Below are 13,951 nucleotides of genomic sequence, written 5' to 3'. Positions count from 1 at the left end.
GTTTAGCTAGACCGGCGGGATGTCGCTAGGGGGATTCTCGTCAAAGCCATGCATGCGCAGGGCCCATTGCAAGCCGATCACGGCTCCCTTCACCGGCTGCAATAGCGCCAGCGATGCGAACAGCGTGAACGGCAGATAGATCGCAAGCTGCAGCCACACCGGCGGCGAATAGTTAGTCTCGATCCACAGCGCCATCGGTACCACGATATGGCCGACGATAACGATGACGAGATAGGCAGGCAGATCGTCGGCGCGATGCGGCGTGAAGTCGAGGTCGCAGACCGGGCAATGGCCGTCGCATTTGAGAAACTTGCGGAACAGTCTGCCTTTTCCGCAGCGCGGACAGCGGCAGCGGAACCCGCGCTTCATCGCGCTCCACACGTCGCGCTTCTCGGGCTCGGCCGCCTCGCGAGTCCAGACCACTGTCGGCGGTGTCACTTCCATGACTTGCCTCGCTTCGATTTGCCGGACTTCTGCTGCGCCGGCTTGCGATCCTTCTTGCTGCGCGATTTCCGCTCCTTGTGTGCCTTCTTGCCCGATCCTTTTGGTCCCTTGCCAAATCCGGCGGCACGGCGCTCGGCCCTTACGCTGTCGCGTTTTCTGCCGCGCGGAATTGCCTGACCATCGGATAATAACTCAAACCGCAGCGCGCCCGCTATCGGCGCGGCTTCCACCAGACGTACATCGACGACATCGCCCAGCCGATACATGGTGCCGCTGCGCGTGCCGATCAGCGTGTGGCGGGTTTCGTCGTAGTTGAAATATTCGCTGCCGATGGTGCGGATCGGGATCAGGCCGTCGGCGCCGGTGTCGTCGAGCTTCACGAACAGGCCGGATCGCGTCACGCCGGAAATGCGGCCCTGGAACGAGGCGCCGACCTTATCGGCAAGGAAATGTGCGATCAGTCGGTCGGTGGTCTCGCGCTCCGCCTTCATCGCGCGGCGCTCGGTGACGGAAATCTGCGCGGCGATCTCGGCGAGCGTCTCCACGGTCTCATCCGTCGGCAACGCGCCTTCGCCAAGCCCGAGCGCGCGGATCAGCGCGCGGTGCACGATCAGATCGGCATAGCGACGGATCGGCGAGGTGAAGTGCGCGTAGCGGCGCAGGTTCAAGCCGAAATGGCCGTAGTTCTCGGCGGAGTATTCGGCCTGCGCCTGCGAACGCAGCACCACCTCGTTGACCAGCGGTTCGTAGTCCTCGCCGGCAACCTGCGCCAGCACACGGTTGAATTGCGTGGGACGCAGCGCGCCCTGCTTGGTGAAGGGCAGGTCGAGCGTCTTCAGGAATTCCTGCAGGTTGTGCACCTTCTCCTGGCTCGGCTCGTCGTGCACGCGGTAGATCAGCGGCAGCGCCTTCTTCTCCAGCATCTCGGCCGCGGCGACGTTGGCGAGGATCATGAACTCCTCGATCAGCCGGTGCGCATCGAGCCGCTGCGGCACGATCACGCGATCGACGGTGCCGTCGGCCTTCAGCAGGATCTTGCGCTCGGGCAGATCAAGATCGAGCGGGTCGCGCTCGTTGCGTGCAAGCTTGACCAGCTCGTAGGCCGACCACAGCGGCTTGAGGACCGGATCGAGGATAGGGCCCGTCGTGTCATCGGGCCCGCCGTCGATCGCGGCCTGCGCCTGCGCGTAATTGAGCTTTGCGGCCGAGCGCATCAGCACGCGGTGGAAGGTATGCGAGCGCTTGCGGCCGTCGGCGCCGATCACCATCCGCACCGCGAGCGCGCCGCGCGGCTCGCCCGGCACCAGCGAGCAGAGATCGTTGGAGATGCGCTCGGGCAGCATCGGCACGACGCGATCAGGGAAATAGACCGAGTTGCCGCGCTGCAATGCGTCGCGGTCGAGCGCCGAACCGGGCCGCACATAGTAGGCGACGTCGGCGATCGCGACATGGACGATGAAGCCGCCCTTGTTGTTCGGATCGGGATCGACTTCCGCATGCACCGCGTCGTCGTGATCCTTGGCATCCGGCGGATCGATGGTGACGAGCGGCACGTCGCGCCAATCCTCGCGGCCCTGCAAGGTCGCGGGTTTTGCCTCTTCCGCTTCACGCAGCGCAGAGGACGAGAACACCTGCGGGATGTCGTGGGTGTTGATCGCGATCAGGCTGATCGCCTTTTCGCTGGCAATCGAGCCGAGCCGCTCCTTGACGCGGGCGGAGGCCAGCCCATAGCCGCGGGTGCGGATCAGGTCGACGCTGATCAGGTCGCCGTCCTCGGCGCCGCCGCTGTCGGCCTTGGCGATGTTGAGCTCGCGGCCGGCCTGCTTCTTGTCGACCGGGATCAGGCGTCCGCCGCCATCGGGATTGCGGCGGAAGATGCCGAGGATCCGCGTGCGCCCGTGATCGATCACCTTGATGACGCGGCCGCGATAGGGCGTGCCGTCTTGCTCGTCCGTGACTTCGACGCGCAGCAGCGCGCGGTCGCCGACGCCGGCGGTGGTGCCGGGCTTCGGTCGCCGCGGCATCTCGATGCGGATTTTCGGGGCGGTGCCGTTCTCGTCCGAGTCCCACTCGGCGGGCGCGGCGATCAGCTCGCCGTCGCTGTCGCGGCCGGTGATGTCGGCCAGCACGGTCGGCGGCAGCGCCGCCGGCTCGTGGATCTTGCGGCCGCGTTTGGCAATCGTGCCGTCGTCGGCGAGCTCGCGGAGGATCCGCTTCAGCTCGACGCGGTCGGCGTTCTTCAGGCCGAACTCGCGCGCGATCTCGCGGGTGCCTACCTTGCCTGGATTGGCGCGGATGAAGGCGACGATGGCATCCCGGCCCGGAAAGCCATGGTCGGGTTTTCGTTTCACTTATCCTCGTGCCTTGCCGGCGCTTTTCTTCGCGGGCGCTTTCGCTGGTGCCGATGATTTTGCAGGCGACGTCTTGGCACCGGAGGCGACCGGCGCGCGCGCCTTGCTGGTCGCATCCGTCTTCGGCTTCGCCGCGGCCTTCTTCGATGCAGCCTTCTTGGCGGGCTTGGCCTCGGCGTCGCCGTCAGTCTCGGTCGCCTGGGACTTGGCTTTCTTCGCCTTGGCAGGCTTTTCCGCCTTCGCCTTCTTGGCCTTCTTGCCGCCGCCCTTGGCCGCGCGCTCGTCGATCAGCGCGATCGCTTCCGCGAGCGTGATCTGGTCGGGCGTGCGGTCGCTCGGGATCGTCGCGTTGACGCCGCCCGCCGCGACATAGGCGCCGTAGCGGCCGTTCTTCAGCGCGACCGCGCCGAGCGTCGGGTGATCGCCGAGCGGCTTGCCGGGATCGGCGCCGAAGCGGCGGCCGCTCGGGCCCTTGGCGATCTTCTCCGCGATCAGCGTGACGGCGCGGTTCAACCCGATGTCGAACACCTCGTCGCCGGCCTCGAGGCTGGCATAGGTCTTCTCGTGCTTGACGAACGGCCCGAACCGGCCGAGGCCGGCGGTGATCGGCTGCCCGGTTTCCGGATGCTTGCCGATCTCGCGCGGCAGCGACAGCAGTTTCAGCGCCAGTTCGAGATCGACATCGGCGGGCGAGGTGCCCTTTGGAATGCCCGCGCGCTTCGGCTTCTCGCCTTCGGCGTAATCCTTCTGCTCGCCGAGCTGGATGTAGGGGCCGAAGCGGCCGGCCTTCACCGTGACATCGAAGCCGGTGTCGGGATCGGTGCCGAGCACGCGGTCGGCGCTTTCGGCGCTGTCGGCCGCGAGCGGGCGGGTGTAGCGGCATTCCGGATAGTTCGAGCAGCCAACGAAGGCGCCGAACTTGCCGGCCTTGAGGTTGAGCCGGCCGGTGCCACAGGTCGGGCATTGCCTGACGTCGCCGCCATCCGCGCGCGGCGGATAGATGTGCGGGCCGAGCATCTCGTCGAGCGCATCGAGCACCTCGGCGACCCGGAGGTCCTTGATGTCGTTGACCGCGCCGATGAAGCCGCGCCAGAAGTCCTGCAGCACCTGCTGCCAGGCGATCTCGTTGTTGGAGATGCGATCGAGCTGCTCCTCCAGATCGGCGGTGAAGTCGTACTCGACATAGCGCGAGAAGAAGTTCTCCAGGAACGCGACCACGACGCGGCCCTTGTCCTCGCCGTGCAGCCGCTTCTTCTCGAGCTTGACATAGCCGCGGTCCTTCAGGACCTGCAGGATCGAGGCGTAGGTCGAGGGGCGGCCGATGCCGAGCTCTTCCATCCGCTTCACCAGCGAGGCTTCCGAGAAGCGCGGCGGCGGCTCGGTGAAATGCTGGGTGACGGCGAGGCTCTGGCGCTTCACGGCCTCGCCCTCGCTCATCGCGGGCAGGCGGCGCGAATCCTCGTCCTCCTCGTCGTCGCGGCTTTCCTGATAGAGCGCGAGGAAGCCGTCGAACTTGATGACCTGGCCGGAGGCGCGCAATTCCAGCACACGCGAGCCGGCCTTGGCCTCGATGTCGACGGTGGTGCGCTCGAGCTCGGCCGACTCCATCTGGCTCGCAATGGTGCGCTTCCAGATCAATTCATAGAGCCGCGCCTGATCGGCATCGAGCCTTCGGCCGATGGTGGCGGGGCGACGCGACAGATCGGTCGGGCGGATCGCTTCGTGCGCTTCCTGCGCGTTCTTGGCCTTGGCCTGGTACTGCCGCGGGGCGTCCGGCACATAGGCGTTGCCGTAGTCCTCGCCGATCACCTTGCGCGCCTGCGTGATCGCTTCGGGCGCGATCTGCACGCCGTCGGTTCGCATATAGGTGATGAGGCCGGTGGTCTCGCCGCCGATGTCGATGCCCTCGTAGAGCCGCTGCGCGATGCGCATGGTGTGCGCCGGCGCGAAGCCGAGCTTGCGGCTTGCTTCCTGCTGCAGGGTCGAGGTGGTGAAGGGCGCCTGCGGATTGCGCCGAGCCGGCTTGGCCTCGACGGTCGCGACCTTGAACAGGGCGGCCTCGATGGCCTTCTTGAAATCCTCGGCTTCCGCGCCGGAGCCGATGTCGAGCCGTGCGATCTTCTTGCCGTCGGCGCCGACCAGCCGCGCCTCGAAGGCGTCGCCGCGCGGCGTCAGGAGCGTCGCGACCAGCGACCAGTACTCCCTCGGCACGAACTTCTCGATCTCGAGCTCGCGGTCGCAGACCAGCCGCAGTGCGACCGATTGCACGCGGCCGGCGGAGCGGGCGCCGGGCAGCTTGCGCCACAGCACGGGGGAGAGGGTGAAGCCGACCAGATAGTCCAGCGCACGGCGCGCCATATAGGCGTCGACCAGCGCGCCATCGATCTGGCGCGGCGCCTTCATCGCCTCCGAGACGGCCTGCTTGGTGATGGCGTTGAACACCACGCGCTCGACCTTCTGGTCCTTCAGCGCGCGCTTCTCCTTCATCACCTCCAGCACGTGCCAGGAGATCGCCTCGCCTTCGCGATCAGGGTCGGTGGCGAGGATCAGGCGGTCGGCCCCCTTGAGCGCCTTGGCGATGTCGTTGAGCCGGCTCGCGGCCTTGGCATCGACCTCCCAGATCATCTGGAAATTGGCATCGGGATCGACGGAACCATTCTTGGCCGGGAGGTCGCGAACATGGCCGAACGACGCCAGGACCTCGTAGGAGGACCCCAGATATTTGTTGATCGTCTTGGCCTTGGCCGGCGACTCCACAATGACGATATTCATGTCATTCCAATAGCTTACGGGAAAACTTGAAGGCGGATTCCGCTAGACTCGCGGCCCGCCGTGTCGGGGCGAACATGGGTGCTGGGGCGGTCCCTGTCAAATCGCCAGATATTGAAGGGCGGGGCCAAGCTGTGGAGTTTCTATCCCAAGGGTTGCAAAATACGCCCTAGAGTTGCGGCGGGAAAGGGCGTATCTCTTTATATATAGGGTGGGAATCGGATTAGGCCTTTTGAACAGCACAGGGGGCGGCCGGAAGCGCAAGGCGTCCGGCCGGCGGCGACGACCGGCGGGCGACGAGACAGCTGGGGAGGGCGGCCCGGACGACGCCCTGGTCCTGATCGGAGCCGCCGCGACCGAACTCGCCAAACTTGCCCGGCGCCACAAATTCGAAGTCCTCGAGCGCCTGTTCGCGATGGCCCGCCTCGAGGCCGACGAGCAACAGCGTTCGCGCAGCCGGCGGAAGTTGTCGTGAGGGGCGCACCCAAACTCTCGCCGCGTAGTCCTGGCGAAAGCCAAGACCATAACCACCGCATTCGGTGATGAACGGGATCGCGGCCCCAGCGTCGCGCAACAACTCTCATTTGGGGTAATGGGTCCCTGTGTCTTGGAAGTGTGTCAGGATGAGGGTGGCGCTACGCCGATACGCGCTTTGCCGCTTTCCGCGCAGGCCGCGGCTTCAGAGCGGTGTCGGCCGCGCCAAGCACGCGTCCATCCTGCGAATAGAGCGCGAGCTTTTTCACCGGCTTGCCCTTGTCGCGGTCGACCAGGATGGTCGCGATCTCGTCCGGATGCTCGTCGAATTCCTCGGTCCATTGCCGCAGCGCGACCAGGATCGGAAAGATGCCGTGGCCCTTCGGCGTCAGGACATATTCCTGATAGGCGCTGCCGTCGGAGGCGGGGACGGTCTTCAGGATGCCGCGCTCGACCAGCGTGCGCAGCCTTGTGGCAAGGATGTTCTTGGCAAGCCCGAGGCTCGCCTGGAATTCGCCGAAGCGGCGGCGGCCGAGGCTGGCGTCGCGGATGATCAGGAGCGACCACCAGTCGCCGAACACGTCGAGCGCGCGCGCGACGGGACAGCTGTCGCCTGCAAGGCTGGTTCGTTTCACCTACCGTCTCCAGGAATTTGGGCCATCACGACCTTGTGTGGTTGCAATATTAAACCGTTTGCCCTAGCTAGGCAATGAAGTTTAATAATGCAACCAACTGGAGGCGGACATGAGACTGGCGAACAAGACGGCGTTGATCACCGGCGGCAACAGTGGCATCGGGCTCGCGACAGCAAAGCTGTTCGTGGCGGAGGGCGCCAAGGTCGTCATCACCGGGCGCAACAAGGAGACGCTTGCGGCGGCAGCCAGGGAGCTCGGGCCGAACGCGCTCGCGGTGGCGGCCGATGCCACCGACGTCGCGGCGCTGGAAGCCGCGGTGAAGCAGGGCGCCGAGAAGTTCGGCAAGTATGACGTGCTGTTCGCCAATGCCGGTATTCCCGGCCAGACGCCGGTCGGCGGCACCACGCTGGCCGCATTCGAGAATGTGATCCGCACCAATCTCACCGGCGTGTTCTTCACGGTGCAGGCGGTCGCGCCGTACCTCAACGACGGCGCGTCGATCATTCTCAACGGCTCGGTGATCTCCGTGCTCGGCAATCCCGGCTATTCGGCCTATGCCGCGAGCAAGGCCGGCGTGCGCGCGATGGCGCGGGTGATGGCGTCAGAATTGTCGCCGCGCAACATCCGCGTCAATGTGGTGGCGCCGGGCGCGGTGCGCACCCCGATCTGGGGCGCCGCGATCGCGACGCCGGAGGCCGAGAAGATCTTCGAGCAGCGGATCGGCAAGACCACGCCGCTCGGGCGGATCGGCGAACCCGATCACATCTCGAAGACCGTGCTGTTCCTGGCGTCCGACGACGCCGCGCATGTGCAGGGGCAGGAATTGTTCATCGATGGCGGCGCGACGGCGTCGCCGGCAGGCGCGCCGATCTATCGCGGATAGAGCCTTTCCGTTCCGACTAAATCGGAACGGGGCTCTGGTTTTATTCTGACGCGTTTTCTTCACGCGAACCGGTATCCACTTCGCTCGAAAACGCTCTGGTTTGTTTCTCATTGTAACGAACGGCCGGTGTGAAGCGCTTCACACCGGTCGATTTCGTGCGCGACTATCATCGCGTGTATTGAACCTTTGACGTACTCCCCGGACTCCTGATTGGGCGGGGAATTTTTCACCACGGAATCATTTGGAGTGCCGCCATGCCGAAAGCAGCCCGCATTTCGACGTCGATCCCGGTTTCGTCCGCATCGGAAAGTTCGGATACAACGCAGTTCGTAACCGTCGCACTGTTCTCCGGCATCGGCCTGTTGATTTCGCTGGTGGCCGTCATCCTCGGCATTCAGGGCGTCTGGTTCTGAGTTTCTCCACCTGAACGGCCTGCCGCCGCCGGGCGACGGCAGGCGCTTTGAATTACATCAGGCGGCGTTCAGGCTGCCGGCCGCCTGCAGCGCGCCCGCAACGGCCTTTTCGCGATGCTCGGGGCCGACCTGGATGCCGTCAGCGGGGATGAACTCGACATTCCTGACGCCGATGAAGCCGAACACCCCGCGCAGATAGGTCTCGAGGTGCTCGAGCGCGGCCATCGGCGTGTCGGCGCCGTAATAACCACCGCGCGAGATCGCGATGATGACGCGCTTGTTGCCGGCCAATCCCTCGACGCCGCCGGCGCCGTATTTGAAGGTCTTACCCGCAACCAGGATGCGGTCGATCCAAGCCTTGAGCTGGCTCGGAATCGTGAAATTGTACATGGGCGCACCGATCACGACGATGTCGGCGGCCAGGAACTCGTCCAGCACCGCCTGGCCGGTCGCGATGTCATCGCGTACCGACGGATCCGGCGCCGCGCCCTGGCTGGCGGCGAGGTGCAGGCCGGAGAGGTGGGCGAGCGGGGTCTGGCTGAGATCGCGGTAGCTGACGACGAGGCCGGGATTGGCCTGGCGCAGCCGCTCGACGGCGGCGGCGGAGACCTGGCGGCTGACGGAGTGGGGGCCGAGGACCGAGGAGTCGATGTGCAGAAGTTTCATGGCAGAGGTCACCTTTGGTATAGGTTTGTAACTGGCGCTATATGAGTGACCGCCCTAAATCTCCGCAAGAACGCACATTTTTGAAACCCGAGCACACCTATGGAACCCGAGCACATCGATGTAACCGCCGAGACCGGCCTGCCGCGTGGTCCCGGGACGCATCAGGACTGCCGCGGCGTGGCCTCCGTGCTGTCGCGGGTCGGCGACAAATGGAGCGTGCTGGTGATCATGCTGCTGCGCGATGGACCGCGCCGCTTCAACGAGCTGAAGCGCACGATCAACGGCATCTCGCAGCGCATGCTGACCTTGACGCTGCGCGGGCTGGAGCGCGATGGCTTGGTGACGCGCACGGTGTTTCCGACCATTCCGCCGCGGGTCGACTACGAACTGACCGATCTCGGGCGCGGACTGGCCGTGCCTGTCATGGCGCTCGGCGAATGGGCGTTCGCGCATCTGCCGGAGATCGAGGGCGCGCGAAACGACTTCGATGCGCGGAATGCCGAAGGCTGAGTTCGGAGCCTTCGCGTTCGGACAAGTAGACCCGTCATCCCCGCGCAAAGGCTTCGCCTTTGTCGCTGGAGGAGCCTGCGTAGCAGGCGTCTCGAAGGATGCACGGCCACCAGTCGGGCCGTCGATCCTTCGAGACGCGCTGCGCGCTCCACAGGATGACGGAGAGGCGTTTGCGCGAGCGAGATATTCAGCTCGTCAAATCATCGACACCAGCCCGCCGCTGTGGCGCTCGAGCCTGCCGGCGAGCTCGAGCTCGAGCAGCACCGCGCGGACCACGGCGGGTGACACATCGGCCATCCGGATCAGATCGTCGATGCTGATCGGGCTCGGCCCGAGCAGGTCGATGATGCGCTCGCGATTGCCGCTATCGGTGGCAAAGTCCAGCGGCTCGTCGTCCTCGCGCGCGCCAAGCATCACCGGCCGCTCCATGATCGGCGTCACCGCGCTGACGACGTCGGCGGCTTCGGTGACCAAGGTGGCACCTTGCTTGATCAGGTCGTTGGCGCCGGCGGCACGCGGATCGATCGGCGAGCCCGGCACCGCGAACACCTCGCGGCCCTGTTCGGCCGCCATCCGCGCCGTGATCAGCGAGCCCGAGCGATGCGCGGCCTCGACGATCACGACGCCGAGCGAGGCGCCCGAAATCAGGCGGTTGCGGCGGGGGAAGTCGCGCGCCCGCGGCACGTGACCGAGCGGCATCTCCGAGATCGCCGCGCCGTGTTCGAGCAGGGCGGCCAGCAGATCCTCGTGCTCGGGTGGGTAGATCCTGTCGTGGCCGCCGGCCAGCACGGCGACCGTGCCGCTCGCGACGGTGGCGCGATGCGCCGCCTGATCGATGCCGCGGGCGAGGCCGGAGATCACGACAAAGCCGGCATCGCCGAGATCGCGCGCAAGGGTGCCTGCAAATTTCAGCCCGGCGCCGGAGGCGTTGCGGGAGCCGACGATCGCGATCATCGGCCGCATCAGGACCTCGCGCGCGCCGCGCACGGCAAGCAGTGGCGGCGCGTCGTCGATGGTGGCAAGCCGCGCCGGATAGTGCGCTTCCTCCGGTGCGACGAGATCGATGCCGAACCTGCGGCAGGCCGCGAGCTCGGCAGCAGCATCGGCCTCGCTGCAGATGCGTCCGGGGCCGGATGCGCCGCCGCGGCGCGCGAGGTCAGGCAGGCGCTCCAGCGCATGCGCCGCATCGCCAAAATGGCGGAGCAGCGATGCAAAGGTGCGCGGGCCGACATTGTCGGAGCGGATCAGCCGCAGGCGGTTGAGCCGTTCGGTGTCGGTGAGTTTTGCGGGGCTGGGCGAGCGGTCATGCATGCGGGGCGCAGCTTCGCCCAACCTGAGATTGTGATCAACTGCGACATTGGCGCAGCCGCGCGCGACGCGCTAAAAGCGCTTGCCAAGAAGCCGCCAAAAACCGTCAAGAAACAGGATGTCCGCCGATGATTTCGCTTGCCGATCTCCAACGCCGCATCGCCTCCGGCGAATTGTCCACCGATGCCGCCATCACGCAGACGCGGGACGCCATCGCGGCGCAGGACAAAGCCATCGGCGCCTTCGTCCGCCTCGACGAGACGGCGCGTGCGCAGCAAGCCGGGCCGTTGCGCGGGATTGCGGTCGGTATCAAGGACATCATCGATACCGCTGACTTCCCGACCGAGATGGGCGCCGCGATCTATCGCGGGCATCAGCCGCGCGCCGACGCGCCGGTCGTGATGGCACTGAAGCAGGCCGGCGCCACCATCATCGGCAAGACCACCACGACGGCGTTCGCGGCGAACGATCCGACCGCAACGCTCAATCCGCACAATCACGCGCACACGCCGGGCGGCTCGTCGTCGGGCTCGGCCGCAGCCGTTGCCGCCGGGATGATCCCGCTGGCGCTCGGCACGCAGACCGGCGGCTCGGTGATCCGGCCGGCCTCGTTCTGCGGCGTCGCCGCGATCAAGCCGAGCTACCGCCTGCTGCCGACCGTCGGCGTGAAATGCTTCTCCTGGACGCTCGACACCGTCGGGCTGTTCGGCGCCGGCGTGCGCGACGTCGCGCTGGGGCTCGCCGCGATGACCAGGCGGCCTGAGCTGGTGGTTCCGTCAAAGGTTTCCGCGCCGCGCATCGGCGTGGCCACGCAGGCCTTCGCCGGTTCGCCGGAACCTTCCGGCGCGGAGGCGTTGCAGAAGGCCGCGCGTGCGGCGGAGCAGGCGGGTGCGAGCGTGCGCGAGCTCGCGATGCCCGAGATCATCGCGGAAGCCTGGCGGATCCATCCGGTGGTGCAGGAGTTCGAGGCGCATCAGTCGTTCGCCTGGGAATACGGCCAGAACTACGACGCGATGCCGCCGCTGCTGCGCGGCCGGCTCGACGAGAGCAAGGGCGGCACGCCGGCGGAGTACGACGCGGCGATGGACGTCACGCTGCGCGCGCGGCAGGTGCTGGCCGCGATCCTCACCGAGGTCGACGTGCTCGTGACGCTGTCGGCGCCGGGCGCGGCGCCCAAGGGTTTGGCGTCGACCGGCGATCCCCGTTACAACCGGCTCTGGACCTTGATGGGCGTGCCGTGCGTCAACGTGCCGACGCTTGTCGCCGAGGGCCGATTGCCGGTCGGTGTGACCGTGATCGCGGGTTTTGGCGATGACGCGAAGGCGCTGGCGGCGGCGAGCTTTGTCGAGGACGCGCTGAAGCGGTAGCGGCTGCGCTACTTCCTCTCGCCGATCTTGCCTTCGGTGCCGGCCTGCAGGCGCTGGATGTTTTCGCGGTGCATGTAGAACAGCAGCAGCGTCAGCACGGCGAACAGCGAGGCGAGCGCGTTGTGGCCGAACCACCACAGGAACAGCGGCGTCACGAACGCCGCGATCAGCGCCGACAGCGACGAGTAGCGCGTGGTGTAGGCGGTGCCGAGCCAGATCATGGCGAAGATCAGCGCCGCCGGCCAGAACAGGCCGAGCAGCACGCCGAGATAGGTCGCGACACCCTTGCCGCCGCGAAACTTGAGCCAGACCGGGAAGAGGTGGCCGAGGAAAGCCCCCAGCGCCGCCAGCATCGCCGCGTTCGGGCCGTCGATGGTGCCGGCGATGATGACGGCGACGGTGCCCTTCAGCATGTCGCCGAGCAGCGTCGCCGCGGCGAGGCCCTTGCGGCCGGTGCGCAGCACATTGGTGGCGCCGATATTGCCCGAGCCGACCGTGCGCAGATCCTGCGTGCCGGCCATCCTGGTCAGCACCATGCCGAACGGGATCGAGCCCAGCAGGTAGCCGATCAGGAAGGCGACCGGCAGCAAGCCATCAGCAGACATCGCGGTGGTTCCTTCGGTCGGTCCCGCCCGAATGGGGCAATGCCGTCAATGAAATATTAACCATAAATCCGCACCATGGCCTTGGTAATGAGGGAGCTTATCATGGCTTCTGTTCGCAGGCGGCTGGAGCAGTTTTTCTTTGTCGTTTACGTCGCGGCCATCGTCGTTGGCACAACGATGGAAGCGATGTCGCAACTCGCGTCGCGCTGAGTTCCACCCCGGTTTCAGACGTGCTCGTACACGGTCCGTCCGCCGACGATCGTCCGCGTCACGCGGCCCGAGAAGCGGGCGTCGTCGAACGGCGTGTTCTTGCACAGTGATTTGAGATCGTCGCGGTCGAGCACCCAGGGCGTGTCGGCGTCGATCACGATGACGTCGGCCGGCGCGCCCGCGCGCAGCGTGCCGCCGGGCAGGCCGAGCAGCTCCGCCGGCCGCGTCGACATCGCCCGGATCAGCGTCTTGAAGGCCATCTCGCCATTGTGGATCAGACGCAGCGCCGCCGGCAGCATGGTCTGCAGGCCGACCGCACCGCTCGCCGCCTCCGCGAACGGCAGCCGCTTGACCTCGACGTCCTGCGGATTGTGGTCGCTCATCACGACGTCGATCAGCCCGGAGGCGAGCGCTGCGACCAGCGCCTTGCGGTCCTCCTCGGTGCGCAGCGGCGGCGCCAGCTTCAGGAAGGTGCGGTAGGGGCCGATGTCGTTCTCGTTCAGCGTCACGTGGTTGATCGAGACCGAGGCCGAGACATTGTGGCCGGCGTCGCGGGCGCGCTTGAGGATCTCCAGCGACTCGATCGAGGTCAGCGAGGCCGCGTGATAGCGCCCACCGGTCAGCCCGGCGAGCCGCATGTCGCGCTCGAGCATGATCGACTCGGCCGCCGTGGGAATCCCCGCGAGACCGAGCCTTGTGGCGAATTCGCCCTCGTTCATCACGCCTTCGCCCACCAGATGCGGGTCCTCGGTGTGATGCACGATCAGCGCGTCGAAATCGCGGGCATAGGTCAGCGCGCGCCGCATCACCTGCGCGTTGGTGACGCTGCGGTCGCCGTCGGTGAAGGCGACGGCGCCGGCGGCCTTGAGCAGGCCGATCTCGGTCATCTCCTGGCCCTGCATGCCCTTGGTCAGCGCCGCCATCGGATGGATGTTGACGATCGCGGTGTCGCGGGCGCGGCGCAGCACGAAATCCACGGTCGCGGAATTGTCGATCACCGGCGAGGTGTCGGGCTGGCAGATGATGGTGGTGATGCCGCCGGCCGCGGCGGCCTGGCTGGCGGAGGCGAAAGTCTCGCGATGGCTGGCGCCGGGCTCGCCGACAAAGGCGCGCATGTCGATCAGGCCGGGGGCCACGATCTTGCCGGCGCAATTGACGATGTCGGTGCCTTCGGGGACGCCGGCGGCGCCGATGCCGCGCTTGGCGTCACGGATGACGCCGTCGGCGATCAGGACGTCGCCCGGACCGTCGAAATCACGCGAGGGATCGATGACGCGGGCGTTGGCGAGCAGGATGGGGCGGCGGTCGGTCAGCAT

14 protein-coding genes are annotated in these 13,951 nt (G+C 66.6%); 5 read left to right on the top strand and 9 right to left on the bottom strand.

The features are described from left to right. Positions 1-6 precede the first annotated feature (6 nt). The 5 genes from XI02_RS25660 to XI02_RS25640 form a co-directional block, all read right to left on the bottom strand. Positions 7-444 carry a DUF983 domain-containing protein gene (locus tag XI02_RS25660; RefSeq protein WP_018271985.1) on the bottom strand — a complete coding sequence of 146 codons (438 nt, stop codon included), beginning with the start codon at positions 442-444 and terminating at the stop codon, positions 7-9. Further along, on the bottom strand, positions 435-2,795 hold the full coding sequence (gene rnr, locus XI02_RS25655) for a ribonuclease R (RefSeq protein WP_018271984.1): 2,361 nt from the start codon (positions 2,793-2,795) through the stop codon (positions 435-437). The genes XI02_RS25660 and rnr overlap by 10 nt, the downstream gene beginning before the upstream one ends. Further along, on the bottom strand, positions 2,796-5,567 hold the full coding sequence (topA, locus tag XI02_RS25650) for a type I DNA topoisomerase (RefSeq protein WP_018271983.1): 2,772 nt from the start codon (positions 5,565-5,567) through the stop codon (positions 2,796-2,798). It abuts the gene before it with no gap. Between the two features lie 220 nt (positions 5,568-5,787). Then, on the bottom strand, positions 5,788-6,138 hold the full coding sequence (locus XI02_RS25645; protein ID WP_157183463.1) for a hypothetical protein: 351 nt from the start codon (positions 6,136-6,138) through the stop codon (positions 5,788-5,790). Between the two features lie 61 nt (positions 6,139-6,199). Then, entirely contained in the window at positions 6,200-6,673 is a 474-nt protein-coding gene (locus XI02_RS25640) for a helix-turn-helix domain-containing protein (RefSeq protein WP_018271981.1), read from the bottom strand. A gap of 109 nt (positions 6,674-6,782) precedes the next feature. Here XI02_RS25640 and XI02_RS25635 point away from each other — a divergent pair, with 109 nt between their 5' ends. Continuing rightward, positions 6,783-7,556, top strand: coding sequence for an SDR family NAD(P)-dependent oxidoreductase (locus XI02_RS25635; protein WP_018271980.1), 774 nt, complete (start codon positions 6,783-6,785; stop codon positions 7,554-7,556). 254 nt (positions 7,557-7,810) lie between these two features. Further along, entirely contained in the window at positions 7,811-7,969 is a 159-nt protein-coding gene (locus tag XI02_RS25630) for a hypothetical protein (protein ID WP_016843954.1), read from the top strand. 57 nt (positions 7,970-8,026) lie between these two features. Here XI02_RS25630 and XI02_RS25625 read toward each other — a convergent pair whose 3' ends face one another. Further along, positions 8,027-8,635 (bottom strand): FMN-dependent NADH-azoreductase, encoded by a 609-nt coding sequence (locus XI02_RS25625; protein WP_018271979.1) that lies wholly within the window; start codon positions 8,633-8,635, stop codon positions 8,027-8,029. A 99-nt stretch (positions 8,636-8,734) separates the two neighbouring features. On the opposite strand from XI02_RS25625, the gene XI02_RS25620 reads away from it, so the two are divergent. Then, positions 8,735-9,145 (top strand): helix-turn-helix domain-containing protein, encoded by a 411-nt coding sequence (locus XI02_RS25620; RefSeq protein ID WP_018271978.1) that lies wholly within the window; start codon positions 8,735-8,737, stop codon positions 9,143-9,145. Between the two features lie 195 nt (positions 9,146-9,340). Here XI02_RS25620 and dprA read toward each other — a convergent pair whose 3' ends face one another. Then, on the bottom strand, positions 9,341-10,456 hold the full coding sequence (gene dprA / locus XI02_RS25615) for a DNA-processing protein DprA (RefSeq protein ID WP_018271977.1): 1,116 nt from the start codon (positions 10,454-10,456) through the stop codon (positions 9,341-9,343). Here dprA and XI02_RS46045 point away from each other — a divergent pair. Beyond that, positions 10,451-10,585 (top strand): hypothetical protein, encoded by a 135-nt coding sequence (locus XI02_RS46045; RefSeq protein ID WP_016843957.1) that lies wholly within the window; start codon positions 10,451-10,453, stop codon positions 10,583-10,585. The two genes, dprA and XI02_RS46045, sit on opposite strands and share 6 nt — an antisense overlap. Next, a complete protein-coding gene (locus XI02_RS25610; RefSeq protein WP_018271976.1) occupies positions 10,582-11,820 on the top strand; it encodes an amidase in 1,239 nt (412 codons plus the stop codon). The genes XI02_RS46045 and XI02_RS25610 overlap by 4 nt, the downstream gene beginning before the upstream one ends. An 8-nt stretch (positions 11,821-11,828) precedes the next feature. On the opposite strand, the gene plsY is transcribed toward XI02_RS25610, so the two are convergent. Continuing rightward, a complete protein-coding gene (gene plsY, locus XI02_RS25605; RefSeq protein ID WP_018271975.1) occupies positions 11,829-12,425 on the bottom strand; it encodes a glycerol-3-phosphate 1-O-acyltransferase PlsY in 597 nt (198 codons plus the stop codon). A gap of 224 nt (positions 12,426-12,649) precedes the next feature. Beyond that, positions 12,650-13,951 carry a dihydroorotase gene (locus XI02_RS25600; protein ID WP_018271974.1) on the bottom strand — a complete coding sequence of 434 codons (1,302 nt, stop codon included), beginning with the start codon at positions 13,949-13,951 and terminating at the stop codon, positions 12,650-12,652.

It is taken from the genome of Bradyrhizobium sp. CCBAU 21365 (assembly GCF_015291305.1).
Taxonomy (GTDB): Bacteria; Pseudomonadota; Alphaproteobacteria; order Rhizobiales; family Xanthobacteraceae; genus Bradyrhizobium; species Bradyrhizobium elkanii.
Note: the sequence above shows the minus strand (reverse complement) of the source record. Positions and strands in the feature narration are given on the sequence as shown.

Excerpts from the sequence above, each read along its gene's own strand:
- XI02_RS25660 (WP_018271985.1), bottom strand. The coding sequence starts at position 444 with ATGGAAGTGACACCGCCGACAGTGGTCTGGACTCGCGAGGCGGCCGAG.
- topA (WP_018271983.1), bottom strand. The coding sequence starts at position 5,567 with ATGAATATCGTCATTGTGGAGTCGCCGGCCAAGGCCAAGACGATCAAC.
- XI02_RS25635 (WP_018271980.1), top strand. The coding sequence starts at position 6,783 with ATGAGACTGGCGAACAAGACGGCGTTGATCACCGGCGGCAACAGTGGC.
- XI02_RS25630 (WP_016843954.1), top strand. The coding sequence starts at position 7,811 with ATGCCGAAAGCAGCCCGCATTTCGACGTCGATCCCGGTTTCGTCCGCA.
- XI02_RS25625 (WP_018271979.1), bottom strand. The coding sequence starts at position 8,635 with ATGAAACTTCTGCACATCGACTCCTCGGTCCTCGGCCCCCACTCCGTC.
- XI02_RS25620 (WP_018271978.1), top strand. The coding sequence starts at position 8,735 with ATGGAACCCGAGCACATCGATGTAACCGCCGAGACCGGCCTGCCGCGT.
- XI02_RS46045 (WP_016843957.1), top strand. The coding sequence starts at position 10,451 with ATGCATGCGGGGCGCAGCTTCGCCCAACCTGAGATTGTGATCAACTGC.
- dprA (WP_018271977.1), bottom strand. The coding sequence starts at position 10,456 with ATGCATGACCGCTCGCCCAGCCCCGCAAAACTCACCGACACCGAACGG.
- XI02_RS25610 (WP_018271976.1), top strand. The coding sequence starts at position 10,582 with ATGATTTCGCTTGCCGATCTCCAACGCCGCATCGCCTCCGGCGAATTG.
- plsY (WP_018271975.1), bottom strand. The coding sequence starts at position 12,425 with ATGTCTGCTGATGGCTTGCTGCCGGTCGCCTTCCTGATCGGCTACCTG.
- XI02_RS25600 (WP_018271974.1), bottom strand. The coding sequence starts at position 13,951 with ATGCTGACCGACCGCCGCCCCATCCTGCTCGCCAACGCCCGCGTCATC.